General features: G+C 66.3%; 15 protein-coding genes. 11 read left to right on the top strand and 4 right to left on the bottom strand.

All coding sequences use genetic code 11. From position 1 onward, the window contains the following. Positions 1-23: 23 nt before the first annotated feature. Positions 24-1,055 (bottom strand): substrate-binding domain-containing protein, encoded by a 1,032-nt coding sequence (locus BLS81_RS05955; RefSeq protein WP_093222072.1) that lies wholly within the window; start codon positions 1,053-1,055, stop codon positions 24-26. A gap of 119 nt (positions 1,056-1,174) precedes the next feature. On the opposite strand from BLS81_RS05955, the gene BLS81_RS05950 reads away from it, so the two are divergent. Genes BLS81_RS05950 through BLS81_RS05935 form a run of 4 tightly spaced genes read left to right on the top strand, consistent with a single transcriptional unit; the run spans position 1,175 to position 10,148 of the window. Then, positions 1,175-3,217 carry a glycoside hydrolase family 31 protein gene (locus BLS81_RS05950; RefSeq protein WP_093222069.1) on the top strand — a complete coding sequence of 681 codons (2,043 nt, stop codon included), beginning with the start codon at positions 1,175-1,177 and terminating at the stop codon, positions 3,215-3,217. Positions 3,218-3,264: 47 nt separating this feature from the next. Beyond that, entirely contained in the window at positions 3,265-4,656 is a 1,392-nt protein-coding gene (locus BLS81_RS05945; protein ID WP_093222066.1) for an MFS transporter, read from the top strand. A gap of 32 nt (positions 4,657-4,688) precedes the next feature. After that, positions 4,689-7,361 (top strand): carbohydrate-binding protein, encoded by a 2,673-nt coding sequence (locus tag BLS81_RS05940; RefSeq protein ID WP_093222064.1) that lies wholly within the window; start codon positions 4,689-4,691, stop codon positions 7,359-7,361. Positions 7,362-7,400: 39 nt separating this feature from the next. Further along, on the top strand, positions 7,401-10,148 hold the full coding sequence (locus BLS81_RS05935) for a TonB-dependent receptor (RefSeq protein ID WP_093222061.1): 2,748 nt from the start codon (positions 7,401-7,403) through the stop codon (positions 10,146-10,148). Between the two features lie 79 nt (positions 10,149-10,227). On the opposite strand, the gene BLS81_RS05930 is transcribed toward BLS81_RS05935, so the two are convergent. Beyond that, the gene (locus BLS81_RS05930; RefSeq protein WP_256326094.1) at positions 10,228-11,418 is read right to left on the bottom strand and encodes a Gfo/Idh/MocA family protein; all 1,191 of its coding nucleotides are present in this window, start codon (positions 11,416-11,418) and stop codon (positions 10,228-10,230) included. 173 nt (positions 11,419-11,591) lie between these two features. On the opposite strand from BLS81_RS05930, the gene BLS81_RS05925 reads away from it, so the two are divergent. Next, complete coding sequence (locus tag BLS81_RS05925; protein ID WP_093222056.1) at positions 11,592-12,134, top strand: hypothetical protein; 543 nt, start codon at positions 11,592-11,594, stop codon at positions 12,132-12,134. A gap of 49 nt (positions 12,135-12,183) precedes the next feature. Here BLS81_RS05925 and BLS81_RS05920 read toward each other — a convergent pair whose 3' ends face one another. Further along, positions 12,184-13,689 carry an MFS transporter gene (locus tag BLS81_RS05920; protein ID WP_371128251.1) on the bottom strand — a complete coding sequence of 502 codons (1,506 nt, stop codon included), beginning with the start codon at positions 13,687-13,689 and terminating at the stop codon, positions 12,184-12,186. Positions 13,690-13,849: 160 nt separating this feature from the next. On the opposite strand from BLS81_RS05920, the gene BLS81_RS05915 reads away from it, so the two are divergent. Beyond that, positions 13,850-14,521, top strand: a complete 672-nt coding sequence (locus BLS81_RS05915; RefSeq protein WP_093222051.1) for a DUF6445 family protein — start codon at positions 13,850-13,852, stop codon at positions 14,519-14,521. A gap of 36 nt (positions 14,522-14,557) precedes the next feature. On the opposite strand, the gene BLS81_RS05910 is transcribed toward BLS81_RS05915, so the two are convergent. After that, positions 14,558-15,580: a LacI family DNA-binding transcriptional regulator gene (locus tag BLS81_RS05910; protein ID WP_093222933.1), complete on the bottom strand. Its 1,023-nt coding sequence runs from the start codon at positions 15,578-15,580 to the stop codon at positions 14,558-14,560. A 199-nt stretch (positions 15,581-15,779) separates the two neighbouring features. Here BLS81_RS05910 and BLS81_RS05905 point away from each other — a divergent pair, with 199 nt between their 5' ends. The 5 genes from BLS81_RS05905 (at position 15,780) to BLS81_RS05885 (ending at position 26,275) form a co-directional block, all read left to right on the top strand. Beyond that, the gene (locus BLS81_RS05905) at positions 15,780-18,710 is read left to right on the top strand and encodes a TonB-dependent receptor (protein WP_256326093.1); all 2,931 of its coding nucleotides are present in this window, start codon (positions 15,780-15,782) and stop codon (positions 18,708-18,710) included. Between the two features lie 78 nt (positions 18,711-18,788). Then, complete coding sequence (locus BLS81_RS05900; RefSeq protein WP_093222048.1) at positions 18,789-20,294, top strand: tryptophan halogenase family protein; 1,506 nt, start codon at positions 18,789-18,791, stop codon at positions 20,292-20,294. After that, positions 20,291-22,090, top strand: a complete 1,800-nt coding sequence (locus tag BLS81_RS05895) for an alpha-amylase family glycosyl hydrolase (RefSeq protein ID WP_093222929.1) — start codon at positions 20,291-20,293, stop codon at positions 22,088-22,090. The genes BLS81_RS05900 and BLS81_RS05895 overlap by 4 nt, the downstream gene beginning before the upstream one ends. 5 nt (positions 22,091-22,095) lie before the next feature. Beyond that, the gene (locus BLS81_RS05890; protein WP_093222930.1) at positions 22,096-23,706 is read left to right on the top strand and encodes an alpha-amylase family glycosyl hydrolase; all 1,611 of its coding nucleotides are present in this window, start codon (positions 22,096-22,098) and stop codon (positions 23,704-23,706) included. 85 nt (positions 23,707-23,791) lie between these two features. Then, entirely contained in the window at positions 23,792-26,275 is a 2,484-nt protein-coding gene (locus BLS81_RS05885) for a glycoside hydrolase family 31 protein (RefSeq protein ID WP_093222046.1), read from the top strand. The last annotated feature ends 57 nt before the right edge of the window (positions 26,276-26,332 follow it).

Below are 26,332 nucleotides of genomic sequence, written 5' to 3'. Positions count from 1 at the left end.
GGGCGGGGCGCCCCGCCCGGCGCTCAGGGCAAGTTTTGAATGTGGTGACTGGTGCCGAGGCGAAGCGTCATCGGCCACCGCATTTGCAGCAGCGCCGCGTCCTTGGTGTCGTGCGCGGCCAGCGTTCCCACCAGCGCGTTGGCGAGCGCCAGTCCGAGCTCGTCGAGCGCGAGCGTGAAGCAGGTGAGGTCCGGCGACAATGCGCGGCAGGCGGGGTTGTCGCGCAGGCCGATCAGCGCGATGTCTCGGCCGGGTTCTAGGCCGAGACCGCGCAACGCGCGATATGCCCCCACCGGCGCGGTCTCGCCCATGAGCAGCAGCGCGGAGGGCCGATCCGCCAGCATCATCAGGTGGTGCGCGGTCGATTCGCCGTCATTCTCGTCCGTGTCGCCATTGTGGACCAACGCGGGATCGAACGGGATGCCGGCGACGGCAAGCGCGGTCCGGTAGCAGTCGACGATGATGTGGCTGTTGTTGATCGCGGCCGGTGGCGCGACGAGGCCGATGCGGCGATGACCGGCGGCGGCGAACAGCGCGATCGCCTCCGCGATCACGTTTTCGAAATCGAGATCTATCCAGGCGAACGGCGCCGCCATCGCCGACCGGCCCAGCGCGACGAACGGGATCTTCTGGTTCAGCAGGAAATCGATCCGGTCGTCCTGATATTGGGTGGCGGAGAGCAACCACGCATCGACAGTGCCGCGCGCGACGTGACGGCGCAGGAAAGTGAGGCCATCCTCGCCTTTGCGCGCGAGCAATATGACCAGATCCAGTCCGTGCTCGGTCAAGGCGCTTTGCACGCCTTCCCACAGCGCCATGAAGAAGGGTTCGCCGTGGACCGCGCTGTCATGTTCCAGCGTGAGCATGAAGCCGATCGTGCCGGTGCGCCCGCTGCGCAGCGTGCGCCCCGACTGATTCGGGGTGTACCCGAGTCGGGCTGCGGCTTCGAGCACGCGCTGGCGGGTGGCGGGGCTGACGTCCTTACGGTCGTTCAGCGCACGCGAAACCGTGCCGATCGAAAGCTCCAGGTGGCTGGCAAGCGCGCGAATGTCCATACGGCCTGATCCCAATCCGGGCCTGATTAGGCAAGCGGATTGACAAGATCGCGAGATCACGCGAAGAAAGCCCGGAAACGTTTACGGTCGCATATGACGACTGGCGAGAGGATGGTTGCTTGGATACGCTCGTTCTGGAAACACGCGCGATCGGCTGGTCGTACAATGGCGACTGGTTGAGGATCGAAGCCTATGGGCGCGATGGCTTGCGCGTGCGCGCCGCCGCGAGCGCCCCGCGCGACGCCGTCCCCGGTGCGCTGATCGAGGTAGCCGCGTGCGAGCCGGTGGTCAGCCGCGACGGGGCCGTCGCCCGTATCGTGAACGGCCGGATCGCCGCCGAGGTCGATCTGCAGGGGCGCGTGCGCTTTCTGGACGCGGACGGGCGGTTGCTGTTGGAGGAGAAGTGGCGGCAGCGTGACACGGCGACCAAATTCTGGACGATCGGCACCGAAGAGGTCCGCACGATCAGCGCACTCGGCATCGCGGGCCGCGAGTTCAAGCCGTTGCGCGGCGACGCCGCGCGCATCACCGTCCGTTTCGAGGCCAAGCCGGGCGAGCGCTTGTTCGGCATGGGCCAATATCAGCAACCCAACCTCGATCTCGCCGGCTGCGTGCTCGAATTGGCGCAGCGCAACTCGCAGGCCAGCGTGCCGTTCGTCGTTTCCAGCGAGGGCTATGGCTTTTTGTGGAACAACCCCGCGGTCGGCGAGGTCTGCTTCGCCGCCAACGGCGCCTGCTGGACCGCATATGCCGCGCGCGAGATCGATTACTGGATCACGGCCGGCGCAACGCCCGCCGCGATCGTGCGCAATTATGCGGGCGTTACCGGCACCGCGCCGAAGATGCCCGATTTCGCGCTTGGCCTGTGGCAGAGCAAGCTGCGCTACCGGACCCAGGAGGAATTGCTGGCGGTCGCGCGCGACTATCACCAGCGCGGTATCCCGCTGGCGGTGATCGTCGCGGATTTCTTCCACTGGCCGGTGCAGGGCGACTGGCGGTTCGCTCCGCGCGAATGGCCTGACCCCGCCGCGATGACCGCCGAGTTGAAGGCGATGGGCACCGAATTGCTCGTGTCGGTCTGGCCGACGGTCGATGCGCGTTCGGAGAATCATGCGGAAATGATCGAGAAGGGGTATCTGGTCCGCGCGAGCCGCGGGCTCGACATCCAGCAGGATTTCCTCGGCAACACGCGCTTCATCGATACGACCCACCCCGGCGCGCGTGCATTCCTGTGGGATCGGCTGAAGCGCAATTATCGCGACCAGGGCGTCAAGCTCTTCTGGCTCGACGAGGCGGAACCCGAATACGGCGCTTACGATTATGACAGCTATCGCTATCACGCCGGCGAGGTGCTCGCGGTCGGCAACGCTTATCCCTTCCATTATGCGCAGGCGGTTCACGACGGGCTGCGCGCGGAGGGTGAGACGGAGATCGTCACCCTCGTGCGCTGCGCCTGGGCGGGGAGCCAGCGCCACGGCGCGCTGGTCTGGTCCGGCGACATCCACAGCTCGTTCGAGGCCATGCGCAACCAGCTCAGCGCGGGGCTGAACATGGGCATGGCGGGTATCCCCTGGTGGACGACCGACATCGGCGGGTTCCACGGTGGCCATGTCGATGATCCGGCCTTTCACGAATTGATGGTGCGCTGGTTCCAATGGGCGGTATTTTCGCCCGTGCTGCGGATGCACGGCCACCGCGACCCGATCACCCCGCCGGCCGAGCCGTTCCGCGACGGTGTCGCGCAGTGCGACACGGGCGCGGGCAATGAGCTCTGGAGCTTCGGCGAGCCGGTGTACGCGATCCTGCGCCGCTACGCGGACGTGCGGGAGAGGCTACGTCCTTATGTCGCGTCGCTGATGACGGCGGCGCACGAGCATGGCGACCCGCTGATGCGGCCGATGTTTTACGATTTCCCCGATGACGCGCGCTGCTGGGCGATCGACGACCAATATATGTTCGGCCCCGATCTGCTCGTCGCGCCGATCCTGGCGGCCGGCGTCACCGCGCGCGACGTCTGGCTGCCGGCGGGCGCATGGGTGGACGCCTGGACTGGCGCGGCCGTCTCCGGGGGCGCGATGGTGCGCGCCACGGCGCCGATCGACCGCATTCCCGTGTTCGTGCGCCCCAGCACGGTGGCGGCGGCGGCATTCACCAACGACTGACACGATCGACAGCACGCGCAAAGCGGCGGACGGAGAGGAGGACGGCGATGACGGCGATAGCGCAACATGGCGATACGGGCGGCATCGTGCCGCGTGCCGGGGCTCCGGCGCGCGGCGTGCCGTTCTTCGAGAAGATCTGCTATGGCTTCGGCGACGCGGGCGGCACGGTCATCACCGGACTGATCGCCAATTTCCTGACCTTCTATTACACCGACGTGTTCGGGCTCGCGCCCGGCATCGTTGGCATCCTGTTCCTGTCGCTGCGCGTGTTCGACGCGGTATCCGACCCGCTGATCGGGATCATGGCCGATCGCACCCGCACCCGCTGGGGCAAGTTCCGGCCGTATCTGCTGTGGACCGCGATACCGGTCGGGCTGAGCTGTTTCCTGACCTTCCAGTCGCCCGACCTCGGGTATGACGGCAAGGTCGCCTATGCGGCGGCGACCTATTTTCTGCTGGCGCTCTCCTACTCGCTGAACAACGTACCCTATTGCGCGCTCATCACGCGCATGACCGACAGCGCGCGGGAAGGCGTGTCGTGCCAGTCGGTTCGCTTCGCGATGGTCGCGATCGCCTCGTTCACCGTCTCGGTCGGGCTGCCGATCATGGTGCGGCATCTGGGCGGAGCGGATGTCGCGCGCGGGTATTGCGACGGCGTTGCGATCCTCAGCGTGGCGGCGGTGGCGATGTTCGTGATCTGTTTCCTGTTCGTGCGCGAGCGGGTGCCGGAAACCGGCGCGGCGGAACCGCCGCTGCGGATCGCGATCGCCAACACGCTGAAGAACGACCAGCTCCGCCTGACCTTCGTCATGACGCTGCTTCTGATCGGAATCTTCAACACCAAAGGCGGCGCGGCGCTGTATTTCATCACCTATGTGCTGAACGGCGATTCCACCTATCAGGCGCTGTTCTTCGGCACGGCGACGGCGGGCGGATTCCTGGGCTCGGTCCTGGTGCAGCTTTTCACCCGACGGTTCGACGTGAGAACCGTGTACGTCTGGGTGAATCTGCTGCTGGTCGCCGGCCACTTCGCCGCCTTCTTCGTGCCCGGCGGCTATCCGATGCTGTGGCTGGTGCTGGTGGCGCTGTGCTGCATCGCGCTGGGCTGCACGCTGCCGCTGCACTTCACGCTGATCCAGCTCGCCGATCAATATGGCGAATGGAAATTGGGGACGCGCTCGTCGGGAATGAGCTTCGCGTTCAACCAGTTCTTCGTGAAGCTCGCCTGGGCGCTGGCGGGCGCGTTGATCAGCGGCGTGCTGGTGATCGTCTCGTACAAGGCGGGGGCGGGCAACCAGACGCCGCTGTCGCTCACCGGCATCCGGCTGCTCTCCACCGTGATCCCCGGCGTGATGCACCTCGCGCTGGCGCTGACCGCCAGCCGGCTGATCCTCGATCGCGCGACGATCGACCGCATGACGGCGGCGCGCGCCGCATGACCCTTCAATCCGACCAAGCGGAACCCCGTACCATGCGCCATATCACCGCCCGGCTTCTGCTCGCCGCGCTGCTCGGCTCCTGCGCGATGCCCGCGATGGCCCAGCCGGCCGAGCAGATCGAGATCGACCTGAGCAGCGACACCGGCGCCTTCCACGGCGGTGCGTCGGGCACGCTCTACGGCCTGTACGACGCGCGCCTGCCGCACCCCAATCTGATCGAGGGGATCGGCCTTCGCACCGTATCGACCAAGGCGCAGGACGGGCCGCAGCATCCCGGCGCCGACGCGCTGGAAGTGTCCACGCTGCTCACCGACGCCTCGGGCGGCGACACCTACATCTACATGACCGACATCACCCGCGAATTCCCGTATAATTGGAAGAGTGACGACTGTGCGCAGTCGGTGACGGCGTATCTCGACAAGCTGCGCTCGCAGGTCGAGCAGGTGCGCGCCCTGCCACCCCGCTATCGCGACCGCATCGTCTTCATCCCCTTCAACGAACCCGAAGGGAACATGTTCGGCGACGGGCCGAAGAGCTGCAACGGCGTCGGCTGGCAGAAAGACCCGACCGCCTTCTTCGACGCATGGGACCGGGCCGTCCGGCTGATCCGCGCGACGCTGCCCGGCGCGCGGGTCGCCGGGCCGAACACCAGCCAGTTGTTCCCGGAGGTCGAAGGATTCCTGACCCACGCGATCCGGCAGGGCACCGTGCCCGATGTCATGACCTGGCACGAACTGAGCAATCCAGCCACCGTCCGCACCAGCGTGCGCCGGTATCGCGAATGGGAGGACAGGCTGTTCGCCGGCACGCGCTGGCAGGGGCGGCACCTGCCGATCAACGTCAACGAATATGCCTATAATTACCACACGTCGGTGCCCGGCCAGATGGTCCAATGGATCGCCGCGATCGAGGATTCGAAGATCGATGCCGACATCGCCTACTGGAACATCGACGGCAATCTGAGTGACTCCGCGGTGCAGGCCAACCGCGGCAACGGCCAATGGTGGCTGCTGAACAGCTACGCGACGATGAGCGGCCACACCTTGGCCGTCACCCCGCCGCACCCCGATCAAAGCTACACGTTGCAGGGGCTGGCGACGCTCGACCCGGCGCGGCGGCAGATGCGGCTGCTTTTCGGTGGCCGCTCGGGCGAGGCTCGGGTGGTTCTGAACAAGGTGCCGGCGTGGTTCGGCTCGGCCGCGCGGGTCCGCGTGCGCGAGATCGGCTGGACCGGGCAGATCGGCGACTCCGCGCCGCCCGCGCTGGTGACCGAGCGCGACGTGCCGGTACGCGACGGCATGGTCACGCTCGCCTTCGGGGAGGGCGGCATGCCGGCGCTGCGCGAGGAAGCGGCCTATGAACTGGTGCTCACGCCCGGCGGCGCGGCCGTTGCCGAAAGCGCGCCGCTCGCGGAATGGCGGCAGGATTACGAGGCGGAGCAGGCCCGCCGAATGGGCACGGGGCTGAAAGTGCGCGGCCCCGAGGGTTCGCCCCAGGCGGTCGATCGCTTCTACACCTCTGGCGGCTATTCGGTGGAGGGGTTCGCCACTGGCGCGAATGCCGGACTCGACTTCGCGGTCGAAGTCCCGCGCGACGGCCGGTACGACGTTCGCATCCTCGCCAGCACCTTCAACAAAGATCCGAAGGCGGCGGGGCAAGGGCCGACCAATGTGTTCCTGCGTGTGGACGGGAAGGCGGCGAGCGAAACCGAAATATTGCTGCCGCTCGGATACAAGCCGTCCGTGCTCGATCATGCCGATACGGTGCTCGCGCTGACGCGTGGCCGGCACGTGCTGACGCTGGCGACGCGCAGCCTCGACGGGCGCCGCCGGACGACCGGCAACGCGCTGGTCGATCGGATCACATTGTCATCGGCGCAGCCGGCCCGCCAAGCGGCGCTGTACGAGGCGCAGGACGCGATGCTGGACGGTGCATCCGCCTCGCAAGGCGACGGCAGCATCGCGGTGGCGCCGGGTGGACGCGCGACCTTCTGGGTTTATGCTCCGCGCGACGGGCTCGCGCGGCTGGCGTTGGATGATGCGGCGGGCGCCGCCGTTCTGCACGTCAACGGACGCGACATGGCGGGCGGCATGACCGCCGACGCATTCCTTTTCGCCGGTATCAACAAGGTGGTGGTGACCGGCGCGACCCGGCTTCGGCGGCTGCGGGTGACCGAACTGCCCGGCGCGGCGGGGCGCAGCTACGAGGCGGAGGCCGGCCGGATCGGCGGCACCGCACGGATCGCCACGGCGTCGCTCGCGAGCGGCGGACGCGGCGTGTTCGACATCGGCGGCGCGCCGGGCAACGCCAACACGCTGACCTTTCCGTCGGTCGTGGTCGATCGCGCCGGCGATTATGCGCTGACGGTGCGCTTCTCCAACGACGAGCAGTCGAAGGCCACGCATTACAATCCCGATCCGCTCGCGCGCGTCGCGCGCATTTCGATCAACGAAGCGGCGCCGCTGCTGGCGACCTTCCCGAACAGCTTCCACCGCAACAATTGGTGGGAGATGACCGTGCCGGTCACGCTACGCGCGGGCGCCAACACGATCCGCTTCTCCGGCGAGGAACACCCCGATTGGGGCGGCAAGACCTATGCCTCGCGCGTGTGGCCGGACGTGCTGCTGCGCTCGAAATTCGCCCCCAACATCGACCGGATCACGGTCACGCCGCTGACGGGAAAGGCATCTCCCGCCGATCGATGAGGCGAAGCGACAAACAACCATAAACAAGAGGAGGGAAAGATGAAGATCAAGACCAAGCTGGCCGCACCGCTATATGCATCCGCCGCAGCTTCCGCGCTCGCGCTGGCCGCCGCCACGCCGGCGAGCGCGCAGCAGGCGCAGCCGGATGCCGATACCGTGACCGGCACTACGCCCCCGGCGGCTGCGGCACCGAACGACATCGTCGTCACCGGCATTCGCGGCAGCCTGAGCAACGCGCAGAACATCAAACGCAATTCGGATGCGATCATCGACGCGCTCGTCGCCGAGGACATCGGCAAGTTTCCCGACAACAACGCGTCCGAAGCGATCGCGCGCATCACCGGCGTGCAGGTGACGCGCTATCTCGACGAAGCGAACGGCGTGCTGATCCGCGGTCTGCCCAACGTGCAGACGACGGTGCAGGGCCGCGAAATCTTCACCGCCGACGGGCGGTCGGTATCGATCCAGGATTTCCCGGCGCAGGCGCTGTCGCGTGTCGAGGTCTATAAGGCGACGACCGCCGACAATCTGGAGGGCGGGATCGCCGGCCTGATCGACGTCGGGCTGCGCCGTCCCTTCGATTTCAAGGGCTTCGAGCTCGCCGGCGCGGCGCGCGGCGTCTACAACACCGAATCCCGCAAGCTCGACCCGATCGGCAGCCTGTTGGTGAGCGATCGCTGGCAGACCGGCATCGGTGAGATCGGCGCGCTGGTGAACGTGTCCTTCACGCAAACGCGCTACCTCAACTCGGTCCGCTACCAGGGGTTTCAGGACAATGTTCCGGCCGCGCAGCAGATCCTGCCCGCGTCGGTGGGGCGCGATTTCACCTTTCCGCAGGATATCGGCCTGTTTTATGGCCGCGGCACGCGGCAGCGGCCATCGGTCAACGGATCGCTCCAGTGGAAACCCGCCGACAATCTGATGATCTACGCCGATGGGCTGTGGCTGGCCTATCGCAACAAGACCGCGAATGATTTCTTCGGCGTGCCGATCCAATCGAGCACCACCGGCGGCAACCCCCCGACGATCCGCAACGCGGTGCTGACACAGGACGGCACGACGCTCGCGTCGTTCGATACCGATCTCGGCATCGTCAACGGGCCGACCAAACAGGCCGGCCGCAACAAGACCGATACGTTCCAGGGTGCGCTCGGCGCCAAGTGGGAGATCGGCAATGCCGTGTTCACCACCGATCTCGCGTACACCAAGTCGATCGTCGACAACACGTACTACGAGTTCCAGACGCAGTTGGCGAACCCGCTGTCGCTGGCGGTGCGGCTGAATGCGGAACGCGGCGTCGATTTCACCCCGAGCGGCGTCGATTTCGCGAACCCGGCGAGTTATTACATGCGCGGTCTGTACGAGAACCGCCAGCGCTCCGAGGGCGAACAGTGGCAGTGGCAGGGCAATGTCGCGCTCGACACCGGATCGCCGCTGTTTCCCAAATTCCAGTTCGGCGTGCGCTACGCCAATCGTACCGCCAGTTCGGTGTACGGCGACCGCAACGCCTCGCTCGCCAGCTTGCGTGATCCGATCTCGCGCGTGCCCGGTGTGTCGGATGGGGCGGTGATCGAACCCGGCTTTCACAACGATGACGTGCAGCAATTCCGCTCGTGGTTCGCGCCCAACTCGGACATCCTGAACGACCGCATCAACGACGTGCGCGATTACGTCCGGCAGGCGCTGGCCCGTACCAGCGCCGACCCGGCGACGCGGCAGGCATGGGCCTCGGAACGGCCGCTGCTCAACCCGCTCTCCGCCTTCAAGGCACGCGAACAGGTGTTCACCAGTTATGCGCAACTGAAATATGCGTTCGACCTCGGTGTTCCGATCGACGGCGCGATCGGCGCACGCGTCATCGTCACCCGCAACAAGCTGAACGGCACCAATTCGCTGCCGACCGCGAACGGCACGGTGTTGGTGCCGATCGACTCCTCCCAGCAATATGTGGACATTCTGCCGAACATCAGCGCGCAAGTGCACTTCACCGACCGGTTGAAACTGCGCCTGTCGCGTACCGAAGCGTTGAGCCGGCCGGGCTTCAACCAGATCAACCCGACGCTGACCGTTCAGCAGGGCACGATCGGCGGCAACATCTCCTACACCGGCAACGGCGGCAACCCCGAACTGCAACCGATCCGCTCCAACAATTATGACGCGTCGCTGGAATATTATTTCTCGCGCACCGGATCGGTATCGGTCGCCGGCTTCTACCGTGAGATCCAGGGCTTCATCAATTCCTTGCCGCAGGTGGTGAACACGCCGCCCTTCGGCGACATTCTAGTGTATCGCCCGTCGAACGCGGGATCGGGCAAGATCAAGGGCATCGAGGCGGCGGCGACGACGTTCTTCGACTTCCTGCCGGGCGCCCTGCGCGGATTCGGTGCGCAGGCCAATTTCACCTATATCGACGGCCAGCAGACGCTCCCGCCCGCGGCGAACTTCGCGGGTGGCCGCAACACCTTGCCGGGGGTGTCGAAATACAGCTTCAACATCATCGGCCTGTACGAACTCGGGCCGACGAGCGTGCGCCTGGCGTATAATTATCGCAGCGCGAACGTCGACGGCTTCGGCGCGCCGGGCGTCTTCACCACCGTCTATTCGGACGCGGTGGGCCGTCTCGACCTGTCGGCGAGCTACAATATCACCGACAAGGTGACCTTCACCGTGGACGCGACCAACCTGCTGCAAACGCCGTATCACAGCTATGTGAAATCGCCGGAATATCCGCGAGACGTGCGCTGGGAAGCGAGCCTGTTCTCGGCCGGCGTGCGGTTCCGGCTGTAACGAAGGGAGGGAGAGGCGGCGGCGGCGGCCGTCCCCGTGATCCTGGGAAAATTCCATCTTCGCCTTGCCACTACTCCGCTCAGATCGACGTGCGGATACCAACCGTGGTCGCGGGATCGTGGGCGCGCTTGTAGCCGGCGTCGATCTTGACCGACGCTCCGCCGTTCGCGACGGATCGCATGATGGCATGCAGGATCCGCATATCCTGCATGCCTTCCTCGCCGGGCGCGATGTTCGGCGATCGCCCGCGCACCACGTCCGCGAACCAGTTCATCTCGTTGCCGAATTGGTCGATCTCGGCCACGCTCGGCTGGACATCGCCCTTGCCGCCGACGATCCTGAGCGTGTTGCCGCCATAGAAACAGCCCGGATCGGCGACCAGCCGCCGGTCGCTGCCGATCGCCTGCCATGACATCGTGCCGGGCTGCGAGAAGCACGAGGAACCTTCGCCGATCGCGCCCGAGGGGAAACGCATCTGCCAGGCGATCATGTCATCGACGGTCTTGAAGCGCGGATCGTTCCGGTCGGTGCGGGCCCAGCCACGGACCTCGACAGGCTCTTCGAGCAGCAGATAGCGCGTGGCGTTGATGCCGTAGATGCCCATGTCCGCCAGCGCGCCGCCGCCCGACATCGCCATGTCGAGCCGCCATGCGTCCGACGGATCGGACAGATCGGTCTGCTTGCCCATCACCGCGCTGACGAGGCGCGGCGTGCCGATCGTGCCGTCGCGCAGGATCCGCATCGCGGTGACGTTCACCGGCTCGAACTGGCAACGATAGGCGATCATCAACTGGCGCTTCGCCGCCTTGCCCGCCGCGATCATGCGCTCGCACTCTTCCAGCGTGACCGCCATCGGCTTCTCGCACAGCACATGCTTGCCGGCCTTGAACGCGCGGATCGTGAACTCGGCGTGCATCGAATTCGGAAGGACGATGTAGACGATCTGAATGCCGGGATCGTCGGCGATGCGATCGAACGTGTCATAGGTGTAGATCGCCGTGTCGGGCAGGCCGAACTCGGCGGCGACTTTCCGCGCCTTCTCGGGTTTGCCGCTGACCAGTGCGGCGAGATGTGCATTCTTCGTCAGCTTGAGCGCGGGCAGGATCTGCCCGAGGCTCAGCTTGCCGAGGCCGACCACCGCGATGCCGACCGATCCCGGCGCCCTGGCCCGCGCCGGCGTGGCGGCGGCGAAACTCGCTGCCGCCGGTATCGTCAGCGCCGCGCCGAGGCCCAATCCCATTACACCGCGTCTCGTGACATCGCTCTCCACCGCGCTCTCCATTATGGCCGTTTCGCAGTATCATGCCCGTTTTCTCCGCCGGCGTCTCGCGTGCATTCGCGTGCGGCTGACCGAGGCGGGCCGGGCGCTATCGGCTTGTTTCCCGGGCCAGCGCCTTCTAGACACGGTCGCGGGCGGATCGGCGCCGAGAGCGAGGCAACACGATGTGGCTCCCGTGGATCATGGCCGGCCTGTTCGGCGCGGCGACACCGCTCGACGGCGCGCCCGCCGACCTTACGCCGGGCACGATAACGGTCGAGCGCGACAGCGATGCGGCGGCGCGTGATACGGACCCGGTGTTCGCCGACGCGGTCCAGGCGGCGAGCGTGCAGGCGAACTTCATCCCGCTGCCGGCGCCGAGCCACAGCCGCTACATCGCGCTCATCGCGGTGACGCGAAAGTCCGAAGGCGTCGTGACCTCCGGCACCAAAGGGACGGCGCCGGCGGCGGGGATCGCCAATTGGGGCGTCGGCGTGGGGATGCGATTGCCGACCCGGAAAGATCAACTCCGGGGCCTCGTTCTCACCGAACTCAAGGTCACGATCCTGCTGCGGAGCGAGAAGCGCGCGGTGTGGAGCGGAAGCGCCGTCACCGCCCAGGTGGAGGGGACGCGCGCGGGAACGCCCGATGCGGTGGCCGGCAAGCTCGCCGGGGCGTTGTTCGCGCAGTTCCCGGCCCGGCTGGACGCAGCGCTTTCGGTGCCCTGAGCGGAAAGCGCGCTCGGTTCTTGCCGGTCGGTCTTCCGCACATGAACCCCTAGTATGCGGTTACCGCCATTTCGCCCGAGGTTTCGGGCACGCGTAGCATCGCGAGCGCGGCCATCGCCAGCACGACCGCCGCGAACGCCATCGTCCAGATCGGCTGGGTGGGGAAAAAGGCCTTGAGCACCGATCCCATGACGGTCGCCACCAGCAATTGTGGAATGACGATGAACACGTTGAACAGCCCCATGTAGATGCCGAGCTTGGCTTGCGGCAGGCTGGCGGCGAGAATTGCATAGGGCATGGCGAGGATCGAGGCCCAGGCGACACCGATGCCGATTTCGCTGAGCAGCAGCAGGTGCGGATCGCGCACCACCAGGAAGCTCGCGAAGCCGGCCGCGCCGCACGACAGGCAGACGATATGGGTTTTCACTTTGCCGATCCGTCTGGCGAGCCCCGGCAGGATGAGCAGCGCAGCGATCGCGGCGATCGCGTTATAGGTGGCGAACAACACGCCCACCCAGTCGGCGCCGGCATTATAGGCGGCGCTGGTCGGGTCGCTCGACCCGTACATGCGCTGCGCGACAACCGGCGTGGTGAAGATCCACATGATGAACAGCGCGGACCAGCTAAAGAACTGCACGAGCGCGAGCCGCTTCATCACCTCCGGCATCTCCGAGAAGTCCCCCACGATCGTGCTGAGCGCGTTGCCGGCCGCGCCGCCGCGCGCGAGGATGATCGCCGCGATGCTCGCCGCCCCGTAGAGGATCAGAAGCGCGCCGAGCAGGTACAGCTCCTTTTGCAGCGCGAACTCGGGCACCGCGGCGGTGACCGCCGCTCCCGCGACGATCCAGGCGATGGCGCCGCCGAAGCCGCGCGCGGCGAGCGCACGGACCGGCTCGGCCCCCGACGGCGCGCGCTCGCCGAAGCCGGCCATTTGTTCGGGACTGTATTCGCGGACGTTGCCGACCGTCCACAACACCGCGAGCAGCAGCGCCGCGCCGCCGAACCAGAAGCTGTAGCGTACCGTGTCTGGGACGCCGCCGATCGCATCCTCCGACACGCCGAGCCGCGAAAGAACGAACGGGAAGATCGAACCGACCACCGCGCCCGCGCCGATGAACGCGGTCTGCAGCGCGTAGCCGGCGGTGTGCTGATCCTTGCGCAGCATATCCCCCACGAAGGCGCGGAACGGCTCCATCGACACGTTGATCGAAGCGTCCAGAACCCAGAGGGTGACCGCCGCGAACCACAGAATCCGCGCCTCGGGCATCACGAACAAGGCGAGCGCGGCGAGAACCGCGCCAGCGAAGAAATACGGACGGCGGCGGCCGAAGCGGTTCCAGGTCCGATCGCTGTAATGGCCGATGATTGGCTGGACGAGCAGCCCGGTAAGCGGCGCGGCGACCCAGAGATAAGACAGGTCATCGAGCGAGCCCCCGAGCGTCTGGAAAATGCGGCTCATGTTCGCGTTCTGGAGCGCGAAGCCGATCTGCAGCCCGAAGAAGCCGAAGCTGATGTCCCACAGGCCGGCGAAGCCCTGCACTGGTTTCTCGTTCAAGACTCGACTCCCCATCGGTCGTCGCTTGTCGGCACGACGATCCGCGTGTTCGAGCCTGCCGCCCGATGACCACCGGCACAACCCTGCATACGAATACCGCAGGTACGCGGTGCATGGCGGCGCTTGCGTGCGGGTGGCGAGATCCGGCACATGCCGCGCCATGCGCGATCCCATCCTCCACCTGCACGGCACCGAGCAGCGCCCGTTGGTGGTGATCGACGATTTCTGGCCCGACCCCGACGTGCTGCGCGACGATGCGGCGAGCCTGAAGATGGGCCAAATCGGCCCGCACTATCCCGGCATACGCGCACCCGCACCGGCGCGGCTCGCCGAGACGATGCGGCGGCGTGTCGCGCCGTTGCTGGCGCAGCATTTCGGGCTCGACCCGGCGCCGGCGGTCTCGGAGGCTTATTATTCCCTGGTGACCACCCGGCCGGCCGATCTCGCGCCGATTCAACGGCTGCCGCATTTCGACGGTGTCGAGCCGGGCCGGATCGCCGTGCTGCTGTTCCTTGGTGAGGGGCAGCAGGGCGGCACCGCCTTCTATCGCCAGCGCGCCACCGGCTATGAAAGCGTCGATTCCGCGCGGCTCGGTTCTTTCAAGGCGGCGCTGGAGGAGGGGGTGGGAACGCACGGCATACCCGCGCCTGCGTATATCGCGGGAGACACGCCGCTCTATGAGCAGATCGCGCTACATGCGGGGCGGCGCAATCGGGCACTGATCTATTCGGGGAACATGCTGCACTGCGCGTACCTGCCGCCCAAGGTGACGTTGAGCGCCGACCCGCTGATCGGGCGGCTCACGCTGAACCTGTTCCTGTTCGACGACTGAGCCTGTGCAATTTCGCCCTCTTGATGAGAGGGCGCGCTATCCTCCGCTGCTGGCGCGAACGACGAGCCGCGTCGGCAGCGGCGCGGTGTCGACCGGTTCGCCGCGTAAGCGCGCGAGCAGCGTGCCGACCAGGGCTTCGCCCGCGTTGCGCGTGTCCTGCGTGACGCTCGACAGCGGCGGGCTGGTGAGCTGCGCGGAGGGCAGGTCGTCGAAGCCGACGATCGCGACGTCTCCCGGCACGGTGCGCCCCTGCATGGACAGCGCGCGCATCGCGCCGATCGCGATGCTGTCGCTCGCCGCGAAGATCGCGTCATAGCCGATACCGCACCGCGCCAGTTCCTCGACGGCCGCCTGGCCGGCCGCTTCGGTGGTGACCGCGTCGATCTGAAGTTCCGGTTCGGCGACGAATCCCGCTGCCGCTAAGGCGTCGCGGTAGCCGTGATAGCGGTCGCTGACCTCGGGGTAGCGGGCATCCGTCGTGCCCAGGAACGCGATCCGTCGCCGTCCTCGCCCGATGAGGTGTGCGGTTGCCAGCGCGCCGCCGCCGCGATTGTCGGAGCCGACCGTGATTCCCGCCGGGCCGGTACCGATCGCACCCCAGCGCACGACATGCGTGCCCTGCTCGGCGAGATGGTCGAGCCGCGCGCGATAGGTCTCGTAATCGCCATAGCCGAGCAGGATGATGCCGTCGGCCTTGTGGCTGTCCTGATAATCGACGTGCCAGTCGCCCGACAATTGCTGGAACGAGATCAGCAGGTCGTAACCCGCGCGCGCGCAGGCGCGGGTGATCGACCCGAGCATCGAGAGGAAGAACGGGTTGATGGTGGCATCGTCATCGGCCGGCTCCTCGAAGAACAGCAGGGCGAGCGTGTTCGACGCCTGACTGCGCAAGGACGAGGCGTTCTTGTCGACGGCATAATGCAGGCTCTTCGCGATCGCCTCGATCCGCTGACGGGTCTGCACATTAACCGACTTCATCCCGCGCAGCGCGCGCGAGACGGTCGGCTGCGACACGCCGGCGAGCTGGGCGATGTCGAACGAGGTCGGGCGTTTGGTCATCGCGGACGGGCGGCGGGGACGACGCCGCACGGGGGGCAGGCAGTATGCATAATCCTTGAATACGTATGCCCGTTCCTTTTGCAACGATGCTGGCGCGCATATAGCCGCTTCAGCAATTCGACGCGCTTCAATGACGTCGAGGACACAGACTTCACCTGTCGAGGATGCGCGGGGCCGGACCCCGCCGAAGGGGACCATCATGATCAATTCCACGCCGCGCGGCGCTCCCGCGCGTAGCCGTCTTGCGCTCCGCGTCAGCGGGACCGCACTTGTCGCCGCCATGCTCTTGCCCGGCACCGTCCACGCCCAGATTGCGCCCGGCACCGCGAACGCGGACAGCACCGCGCCGGCGCAGATCGAGGCGACGCCCATCCAGGCCGAGCCGAATCCCCAGCCGGCCGGGCCGGTCGCGCCTGCGCCTGAGACGGGCGACGTCGTCGTGACGGGTATCCGCGCCGGTCTCGATTCCTCCGCCAAGATCAAGCGCCAGTCGGTATTGATCGTCGATTCCATCTCGGCAGAGGACGTGGGCAAACTGCCCGACGTGTCGATCGCGGACTCGCTGGCGCGGCTGCCCGGCGTTACCGCCCAGCGGCTCGAGGGCCGCGACCAGCGTCTTTCGATCCGTGGCCTCGGCCCCGATTTTTCGACCACGCTTCTGAACGGTCGCGAGCAGGTCACCGTCGGCGACAATCGCGGTGTCGAATACGACCAATATCCTTCCGAGTTCTTCAAGACGGTGAACGTCTACAAATCGGCCGATGCGTCGCTGATCGCCGCCGGTATCGCGGGAACGGTCGATCTGCGGATGCTGCGCCCGCTCGACCAGCCCAAGCGCGTCATCGCGGTCAGCGCCCGTGGCCAGATGAACGGGATCGACAAGCTCAATCCCGACGGTTCGCGCTACGGCTATCGCGTGTCGGCCACCTATGTCGACAAGTTCGCGAACGACACGCTCGGCATTGCGATCGGCGGCTCGGCGACCTCGGCACCGTCGCAGGACGAACGCTACAACGCCTGGGGCTATAATGGCGCGGGCACGGCGGCGAGCCCGTTCATCGTCACCGGTGCAAAGCCCTATGTCCAGTCCAACGAGTTGAAGCGCTATGGCGGCGTGGCGACGATCGAATGGCAGCCATCCGACCGGTTTCACTCGACCTTCGACGCGCTCTATTCGCATTTCGAGGAGACGCAGCATCTGCGCGGAATCGAGTTCCCGCTCGACGGCAACGTCAACAACGACCCGACCTCGGCAGGCTATGCCACGGCGGCGCATCGCGGCGCGGTCACCGCGTCGGGCGGGTTCGCCGACACGATCCAGTTCACCAACGTCCATGCCATCCAGCGCAACGACTATAATCAGCGCAAGGCCGACAATTACTCGCTCGGCTGGAACAACGACCTGAAGCTGACCGACACGATTCATCTGAACGTCGACGCCAGTTGGAGCCACGCCAAGCGGACCGACTTCCTGCTCGAGACCTATACCGGCACGGGCTATGGCGCGTCGGGGGTCGGCGACACGGTCAACCTGACGCGGCAGGGCAATGGCGCCTATCGCGTCGTCCCGACGCTCGACTATGCCAATACCAACATCTTCAAGCTGACCGATCCGCAGGGTTGGGGCTATAACGGCACGCAGCCGGTGGTTCAGGCGGGTTTCCTCAATCGCCCGAGCTTCAAGGACGATCTCAAGTCGCTCCGCGCCAGCCTGAACGGCGAGTTCGACAACAGCATCGTCAAGAGCTGGGAAGTCGGCGGCAATTACAGCCGGCGTGAAAAGACCAGTGCCTACCAATCCTATTTCCTGTGCCCCAAGGCGACTGGAACGACGTGCCTGGTGAGCAACGCCGCCGAGACCTCGGCCACGATCCCGTCAGAGGCGGTGATCGGCACGGTTCCGCTCGCCTATCTCGGGGTTCCCGCCGCGCTCGCGCTCGACCCGCTGTACCTGTACAACAACAGCTACAACAGCGCTTATGATGGCCGCCCGAGTTCGCTGGTCCGCGACAATGTCGTGATCGAGAATGTCTATACCGGCTATGCCAAGATCAACATCGACGGCGAGGTCGGGGGCAAGGCGCTCAAGGGCTCGATCGGCACACAAGTCGTCCGCAGCGAGCAGCGGTCGGATGGGCAGATCGCCAGCGTCGTCGCAGGCGTCGTGACCAACGCGCCGGCATCGCAGAAGGTCAGCTACACCAACGTGCTGCCGTCGGCGACAATGGCGGTCGAACTGGTGCCGCTGGGCTATGTGAAGATCGGCGCCTCGCAGACCATGGTCCGGCCGCGGCTGGACCAGGAGCGCGTGACGCAGGATGTCGCGATCAACACCTCGAACATCCAGCTTGGCAACACCAATCCGGGCCTCAACCCGGTGTTCAGTTCGACGGGCGGCAATGTCGCGTTGCGGCCCTACAAATCGACCAACATCGACTTGTCGTTCGAGCAATATTTCCGGGGCGGCGGCTATGTCGCGCTGTCGGGATATTACAAGCATCTCACCGATTTCGTCGATCCGAACAACGCCTATTCCTATGATTTCTCGGCGCTGCTGCCTGCGCTGACGCAAGCGCAGCAGGCGATCGTGACCGGCAACCGCCTCACCAACGGCGTGGTCTCCGCCCCGGCCAACACGGGGCGGGGCAGCGTGATCGGGCTTGAGGGCACCGTATCGGTGCCGTTCAAGATGATCGCCGAGGCGCTCGACGGGTTCGGGGTGTTCGTATCGGGGAACTATACCGACTCCGCGATCAAGTTCGCGAGCAACCCGACGCAGGCGATCACCTTGCCCGGCCTGTCGAAGTGGACCGGCAGCGGCACGGTATATTTCGAGAAGCACGGGTTCCAGGCGCGCGTGAACTATCGCTACCGCTCGTCCTTCCTGGCGGAAGTCGCGGGCCTGTCGGCGACACCGACGTATCGCACGGCGCGTGCCGAAGCGATCCTCGATGCGCAGATCGGCTATGAATTCCAGAGCGGCTTCCTCAAGAATTTCGCGATCCTGGCGCAAGCGAAGAACCTGACCGATCGTCCGTTCGTGACCTACCAGAATGACGACCCGCGTCAGGTGATCGATTACCAGCGCTATGGTCGTGATTATTACTTGGGCATCACGTACAAGTTCTGAACCGATCGGAACGGCGGACAATGTGTTTTCGTTGTCCGCCGTTGCGCTGCCTGACGTAGTTGAAGCGGGGACGCGGACATGACTGATCCTATCCGAATCGTCGTCGCCGGCGGCGGCACCGCCGGGTGGATGGCCGCGGCGACCTTCGCACGGTTCCTGGAGGTGGGGTTCGAAATCGATCTGGTCGAATCCGAGGAGATCGGCGCGGTCGGGGTCGGCGAGGCGACGATCCCGCAGATCCGGCTGTTCAACGATGCGCTCGGGCTCGACGAGGATGCATTCCTGCGCGCAACGCAAGGGACGTACAAGCTCGGGATCGAGTTCGTCGACTGGCTTCGGCCGGGGCACCGCTACATGCATGCGTTCGGCGCGGTCGGTCGCGATGTCGGCTTGTTGCCGTTCCACCAATATTGGTTGCGCGCGCGCGGGCTGGGCGCGGCGGGCGAGCTTACCGCTTATTCGCTCAACAACCAGGCGGCACTGGCCGAGCGGATGCAGCGCGGGCCTGCGAGGACAGCGCGGCTGCTGCCGGACATGCCCTCCGCCTTTCATTTCGACGCCGCACTCTATGCCCGCCATCTGCGGCGCTACAGCGAGGCGCGGGGGGTGAACCGCGTCGAGGGCAAGATCGTCCGCGTCGAGCAGGATACGACGGGCGACGTGTCGCGGCTGGTGCTCGAGGACGGCACCGCGCTCGGCGCCGACCTCTACATCGACTGCACCGGCTTTCACGGGTTGCTGATCGAGCAGACGCTCAAGACCGGCTATGATGACTGGTCTCACTGGCTGCCATGCGACCGCGCGATCGCGGTGCCCTCGGCGCGGGGCGGGGCGCTGACGCCTTACACGCGCGCCACCGCCAAGGCCGCAGGCTGGCAGTGGCGGATCCCGTTGCAGCACCGCACCGGCAACGGCATCGTCTATTCCTCCGCGCATCTGAGCGAGGACGAGGCGACCGCGACACTCCTCGCCGGGCTCGATGAGGAGGCGATCGCCGAACCGCGGCCGATCCCGTTCCGTACCGGCAAGCGCCGGAAGATGTGGAACCGCAACGTCGTCGCGATCGGGCTGGCCGCCGGCTTCATGGAACCGCTCGAATCCACGAGCATCCATCTGATCCAGTCGGCGATCTCGCGGTTGATGAAATTGCTTCCGGCCCGCTCGATCGCCGAGGCCGACCGCGCCGAATTCAATCGGCAGAGCGATTTCGAGTATGAGCGGGTCCGCGACCTCATCATCCTGCATTATCACGCCAATGATCGTAGCGAGCCGTTCTGGCGGGCGTGCCGCGAGATGGAATTGCCCGAAACGCTCGCCGCCAAGATCGCGCTGTGGCGCGGCAATGGCCATATCACGCGTGAGCATGAGGAACTGTTCACCGAGGTCGGCTGGTTGCAGGTCCTGGTGGGGCAGGGCGTGATGCCGGCGGGACATCATCCGCTCGCCGACGCGGTTCCGGCTGCGGACCTCGCCGAGTTCATGGACACGATAGACAAGCTCAACGCGCGCGAGGTGGCGCAGATGCCGAGCCACGCCGACTTCATCGCGGGCCATTGCGCCGCGCCGCTGCCGGTGGCGGCATGAGCGTCGTCGCCGCGCTGCTGATGGCGCTGGCCGGGCCGGCGGCCGTACCGATCGACGTGGTCCGCGCGCGCCCGCCCGAGGATGACGTGATCTATTTCGTGCTGCCCGACCGCTTCGAGAACGGCGACCCGTCGAACGATCGCGGCGGCCTTACCGGCGACCGGCTGGTCACCGGCTACGACCCGAGCGACGCGGGCTTCTATCATGGCGGCGATCTCAGAGGGCTGACCGAGCGGCTTGACTATATCGAGGCGCTTGGCGCGACCGCGATCTGGATCGGGCCGGTCTTGAAGAACAAGCCCGTGCAGGGGCCGCCGGGTCACGAGAGCGCGGGCTATCACGGCTATTGGATCACCGACTTCACCACGGTCGATCCGCATTTCGGGACCGAGGCCGAGTTCAAGGCGCTGGTCGATGCGGCACATGCGCGCGGGATGAAGGTCTATATGGACATCATCGCCAACCATACGGCGGACGTGATCCAGTATCGCGAATGCGTCGGCAGGCCGTGCGCCTATCGCAGCAAGGCGGATTACCCCTATTCGCGCAAGGGCGGCGTGAGCGGCAAGGCGATAAACCCCCAGTTTCAGGGGGACGCGGTGGAGACGCCCGAGAATTTCGCGGCGCTCACCGACCCGAGCTATGCCTACACGCCGTTCGTCGCCGCCGCCGAGGCCAAGGTGAAGGTGCCCGCCTGGCTCAATTACCCGCGCTATTACCACAATCGTGGTGACTCGACCTTTGCCGGGGAATCCGCGCGGTTCGGTGATTTCGCCGGTCTCGATGATCTGATGACCGAAGACCCGCGCGTGATCGACGGGTTCATCGCGATCTACGGGAGCTGGATCGACCGGTTCGGCATCGACGGCTTTCGGATCGACACGGCGCGGCACGTGAATCCGGAGTTCTGGCAGCGTTTCGTGCCCGCGATGCAGGCCCGGGCCGCCGCGCGCGGCATCCCGCACTTCCACATCTTCGGCGAAGTCTATTCCGAGGCGGTCGATCCCGGCTACACCGCTGAATATACCCGGCGCGACACGCTGCCGGCGGTGCTCGACTTTTCCTTTCAGGCGGCGGCGCGCGCACTGCTGTCGGGGAAGGCGGGAACCGATGTGTTCGCCAAGTGGGTGGATGGCGATGTGCTTTACGAGGGCGGCGAGGCGGGGGCGCGGCAGTTGCCGACTTTCCTCGGCAATCACGACATGGGGCGGATCGGCTATATGCTCGACCAGGCATGGCCACACGCCAGCGAGGCGGAGCGCCTTCAGCGCCTCACGCTCGCGCACGTCCTGCTGCTCGCCGCGCGCGGTGTGCCGACGATCTACTCGGGCGACGAACAGGGCTTCACCGGCCACGGCGGGGACCGGGACTCGCGCGAGGATCTGTTCGCGAGCCAGGTCGCGCGCTACAACAGCAATCGGCTGATCGGCACGAACACAACCACGGCCACGGCGCATTTCGGACAGGACAATCCGATCTTCGCCACGATCGCCAAACTGTCGCGCCTGCGCCGCGACCATGCGCAGCTTCGCCGTGGCCGGACGGTGGTGCGCTTCACGACGGACAAGCCGGGTCTGCTCGCCTTCACGCGCGGTGATGACGACGGACGTGAGATCCTCGTCGCGGTCAACACCAGCACCGCGCCGATCGCGCAGAATGTCGCGGTCGGCACGCGGTCCGTGCGGTTCGCCGCGCTCGCCGGCGCCTGTCCGGGCGCGGCCGCCGCGCCCGGCTCGGCGCGTGTCATCCTGCCGCCCCTTGGCTATGCCATCTGCGCGGCCGTCCCCAGCGAATGAATCCGATGACCCTTGCCCGTGCACAGACCGCGACTCCCTGGTGGAAGGGGGCCGTGATCTACCAGATCTACCCGCGCAGTTTCGCCGATTCGAACGGTGACGGCATCGGTGATCTCGCCGGCATCACCGCGCATCTCGATCATGTCGCGTCACTTGGCGTCGATGCGGTGTGGCTGTCCCCCTTCTTCACGTCGCCGATGAAGGATTTCGGCTATGACGTGGCGGATTATCGCGATGTCGACCCGATCTTCGGGACGCTCGCCGATTTCGATGCGTTGATCGCCCGCGCGCACGCGCTCGACCTTCGGATCATCATCGACCAGGTCTATTCACACACCTCGGACCAGCACGCATGGTTTCAGCAGAGCCGCGCCGCGCGCTCTGGCGACAAGGCGGACTGGTATGTCTGGGCGGATGCGAAGCCCGACGGCACCCCGCCTTCCAACTGGCAATCGGTGTTCGGCGGCCCGGCCTGGACCTGGGATGCGCGGCGCCAGCAATATTATCTGCACAATTTCCTCAAGGATCAGCCGCAGCTCAACGGGCACAATCCGGCGGTGCAGGAGGCGTTGCTTGCGACCGCGCGCTTCTGGCTCGATCGCGGGGTCGACGGCTTCCGCCTGGATGCGCTCAATTTCGCGATGCATGATCCCGCACTGACCGATAACCCGCCCGCGCCCGACACCAATCGCGCCCGCACGCGGCCGTTCGATTTCCAGCTCAAGCTCTATAACCAAGGTCATCCCGACATTCTCGGGCTGCTCGAGCGTATCCGCGCCCTCCTCGACGAATATGGCGCGCGGTTCACGGTGGCGGAGGTCGGCGGCGACGACAGCGATCGCGAGATGAAAGCGTTCACCGCGGGAGATACGCGCCTCAACAGCGCCTATGGCTTCGACTTTCTCTATGCCGACCGGCTGACCCCGGAGCTGATCGCCGATGCGGTGGGCAATTGGCCCGACGCGCCGGGCGTCGGCTGGCCGAGCTGGGCCTTCGAGAATCACGACGCGCCGCGTGCGCTGTCACGCTGGACCGTGCCTGAGCATGCCACGGCGTTCGCGCGCATGAAGATGCTGTTGCTGGTCGCGCTGCGCGGCAATATTTTCCTGTATCAAGGGGAAGAACTGGGCCTCACCCAAGTCGATATTCCGTTCGCCGAGTTGCTCGATCCCGAGGCGATCGCCAACTGGCCGATGACGCTGTCGCGCGATGGGGCGCGTACGCCGATGCCATGGATCGGCGCGGCGCCCGACATGGGTTTCGGGAGCGGCGCGGCGAAGCCGTGGCTGCCGTTCGGCGACGATCATCGCGCCCTGGCGGTCGATGTGCAGCAGGCGGACGCAGGCTCGTTGCTGCACTGGACGCGGACGGTGATTGCCGCGCGCAACGCGCATCCGGCGCTTCGCCGGGGCAGCATCCGCGTCGTCCACAGCGATGATGCGGTGATCGCGTTCGAACGGGAGGAGGGCGGCGAGCGCCTGCTGTGCGTGTTCAATCTGGGCGAGACGCCGCGCGACTGGCCGGGGCCGACCGCCACGGGCGAAACGATCCTCGCGGCGAACGACGCTGACATGGTGCGCCTTCCCGCGTTTTCGGGATTGGTGGTGCGGCGATGATCGCGATCATCAGCCGAGCCGAGAACGACGACGTCCGCGTGACCCTCACCGCGCACGAGCACCATCCGTTGCACAAGGATTTGCCATGAAACGTCTCGCCTTGCTTCTCGCCGTCTCGACGTGTCTCGGCGGCATTCCGGCGGCATATGCGCAGCAGAGCACCGCTCCTGTGCTTACGCCGCATAGCGACGGCGTCGAAATCCGCACCGCTACCACCGCGACGCGGCTGACGGCGCTTACCGACGGGCTGATCCGGGTGCGCATCGCCAAGGACGGGAAATATCCCGAGGATGCGAGTTGGGCGGTGCCAGCGGCGGTGCGCAGGCAGGCGGTGAAGGTCACCGCCACCCCCGACGGTTTCACCACCGCCAGCGTTCGCGTCCGCGTTGGTACGACCGGCGGCGTGTCGTTCGAAACGCTCGACGGCAAGGTGATCTCGGCCGATGCGGCCCCGGCGAAGCTCGACGGCACGGCGTTCACCATCGCCAAGACACTGCCGGTCTCCGAACACTTCTTCGGGCTGGGCGACAAGACTCAGGGGCTGGACCGGCGCGGGCACGCTTTCGTCGACTGGAACACCGACGCGTTCGGCTTCACCAGTGCCGACGACCCGATCTACAAGTCCATCCCGTTCTTCATCGCGACCGGCGGGGCGGGGGGCAGCTACGGCTTCCTGCTCGACAACACGTACCGCACCTGGTTCGACTTCGGCCACCGCGACGCCGACACGCTTCAGTTCGGCGGCCCCGACGGCCCGATCGATTATTATTTCATCGCCGGCCCTTCGGTGGCCGAAGTCACCCGCCGCTACGCCGACCTGACCGGCCGGCCGCCGCTCGCGCCGAAATGGGCGTTCGGCTACCAACAGTCGCGCTATAGCTACATGTCGGCGGATGAGGTGCGCGGTATCGCCGCCCGGCTGCGCGCCGACCGCATCCCGACCGACGTGATCTGGCTCGATATCGACTATCAGGATCGCAACCGGCCGTTCACGAGCAACCCCAAGACCTTCCCCGACCTGCCCGGACTCGTCCGGGAGATGGGCAAGACCGGGATCAAGCTGGTCGCGATCACCGACCTGCACATCGCCAAGGTCGATGAAGGCTATGCGCCTTATCAGAGCGGGCTGGCGCAGGATGCGTTCGTCAAGAACCCGGACGGCAGCACCTATGTCGCGCCGGTGTGGCCGGGGCCATCGGTGTTTCCCGAGTTCACGCAGAAGGCGGGGCGTGACTATTGGGGCGGGTTGTTCAACGGCTTCGTCGACAGCGGCATCGCCGGCTTCTGGAACGACATGAACGAGCCGGCGATCTTCGCGACGCCGACCAAAACCATGCCGCTCGACACCCGTCACCGTATCGCCAGCGACGATTTCGCGCCGCGCGTGACCGACCACCGCGAGATCCACAACGTCTACGGCATGGAGAATACCCGCGCCACCTACGACGGGCTGCTGAAGCTGCGCCCCGACGAGCGCCCGTTCGTCATGACCCGCGCCAGCTATGCGGGCGGCCAGCGCTATGCGGTTACCTGGACCGGCGACAACAGCGCGACCTGGGATCATCTGAAGCTGTCGATCCACCAGATCCTCAACCTCGGTCTGTCGGGCTTCGCGTACAGCGCCGCCGACGTCAGCGGTTTCGCGGGTGGCCCCAGCGCCGAGCTGCTCACCCGCTGGTTCGAAATCGGTGCCTTCACCCCCGTGTTCCGCGACCATAGCGCCACCGGCACGCCGCGGGTGGAGCCGTGGGTCGATGGCCCCGATCATCTCGCGATCCGCCGCCGCTTCGTCGAGGAACGCTACCGGCTGATGCCGTATCTCTACGCGCTCGCCGATCAGAACAGCCGTCTGGGCGACCCGATCATGCGGCCGGTCTTCTATGATTACCCGTCGGCGCTCAACGCTTCGTGCAACCAGTCCATGATGTTCACGCTCGGAAAGGCGCTGCTGATCGCGCCGCCGCCGAACCCGGAATCGCCGCAGACCTATGATGTCTGCCTGCCCGCGGGCGGCTGGTTCGATTATTGGAGCGGCCAGCGGGTCGGAACCCCTGAGTTGGACGCCGAAGGGCCGATCCAGTCGGCGACGCAGGCGGTTCCGACCGCGCACACGCGCGGCGACAAGGTGATCGAGACGCCGCGGCTCGAACGGCTACCTGTCTTCGTCCGCGCGGGCACGATTCTGCCACGCCAGCCGCTGGTACAGAGCACGGCGGAAACTCCGAGCGGACCACTGCGGCTGGACGTCTATCCGGGCGATGACTGCGCAGGGACGCTCTATGAGGATGACGGTCACACCCTCGGCTATGCTCGGCACGCCTTCCTGCGTCAGACGGTGCGCTGTGCCGCGAGCCCGCACGGCCTCTCGATCGATTTCGATCCACGCGCTGGACATTTCACGCCGTGGTGGACGAAAATCGCCGTTACGGTCCACGGATGGTCCGGACGGGCCGATGTCGAGCATGATGGTAGGCAGACCGAAGCGATTGTGGACAGCGCCGCCAAGACCGTTTCCTTCACGATTCTCGCGCCGAAACACGCCAGCCGGATCGCACTGTCGGCGCGTTAGTGGCGACGACGGGTGTCTTGGCAGTCGGCGGATCGGGGCGGGTGATAGCCAGCCGCC

Origin of the sequence: Sphingomonas sp. NFR15 (assembly GCF_900103265.1) — a bacterium.
GTDB classification, from domain to species: domain Bacteria; phylum Pseudomonadota; class Alphaproteobacteria; order Sphingomonadales; family Sphingomonadaceae; genus Sphingomonas; species Sphingomonas pollutisoli.
Note: the sequence above shows the minus strand (reverse complement) of the source record. Positions and strands in the feature narration are given on the sequence as shown.